This is a genomic window from Alicyclobacillus shizuokensis NBRC 103103 (genome assembly GCF_001552255.1).
Classification (GTDB): domain Bacteria; phylum Bacillota; class Bacilli; order Alicyclobacillales; family Alicyclobacillaceae; genus Alicyclobacillus_G; species Alicyclobacillus_G shizuokensis.
Map to the genome: position 1 here is coordinate 1 of NZ_BCQV01000130.1, position 921 is coordinate 921.

Sequence of the window (921 nt, forward strand, 5' to 3'; positions counted from 1 at the left end):
GACCGTACAGTTCGCGTCGGAAGGACTGAATTTTGTAGTGCGCACCGTCCTTGGCTTTTGCCAACCGTCCAATGTCCTGCCAGGCGTCCTCTTTCTCCCACGCTGCCTGCTTGAGATGGGCACACAACGTAAACGTCGATGGCAGCCGCGAAATGAACGACTGGCCCGTGTCCGCCAACGCTGTGAGATTCCTCTCGGTCACGGCCGCAGAATCCGCGATGTAGACCATCTTGCCGCGAATTTCGGACGTGAATACCTTTGCCAGACCTCCGATGGTGTCCTCGTTCCAGCTATGGTCATCCGTGTTGCCACTGTCCACACTGCCATAGATGGGCAGGCCCAATACGGTCACATTCCCAAAAATGATCTGTCTCAGATCTGGCCGGCCATCTTTCGAGTAGCCCCGTACAATCTGAAACGGGTCCTGCAAGGCCCGCAGATTTCGAGCCTGCTCCGGGTACTCACCGTACACCGACAATGAGCTGGTATCCGCGTGTACCGGGATGAAGTCCTCGAAGCAATCGAGCACCTTCAGTGACAACAGTGTCGAAAGCGCCACCCGGCTGAAAAGCTCCTGCGGACCCGCCCTGTATATCGCGTCCAATGCTCGACCCAACGCGTCATCGTTCAGATCCTCGGCACGGACACCGGAACCCATGAGCACTTCTACATCCCGTTCTGCGTAAAACTTCTCGACTTGGTACAAGGCTCTGCGATCCGTTGCGATGTTCACCAACAGCGCCTTGACACGGGTGCCAACGGACAGCTTACACTGCTCCGAGCTCCCAACGTATTCGTCGATGATTTGCACCCACCCGAGTCGATCAATCAACCGAGCCCAAATCGGTGCAGATTCCATCTTGAAGTACTGGATCTCTAGGTTGTCGAGCAACTGGAAATCCTCCACGGCAAATGGTCACC

1 protein-coding gene is annotated in these 921 nt (G+C 56.0%); it reads right to left on the minus strand.

Annotation, left to right across the window (positions count from 1 at the left end; genetic code table 11):
- Positions 1–892, minus strand: an 892-nt coding sequence (locus ASH01S_RS17635; protein ID WP_169794278.1) for an IS1634 family transposase, incomplete at its 3' end; no start/stop codon positions are given.
- Positions 893–921 lie beyond the last annotated feature (29 nt).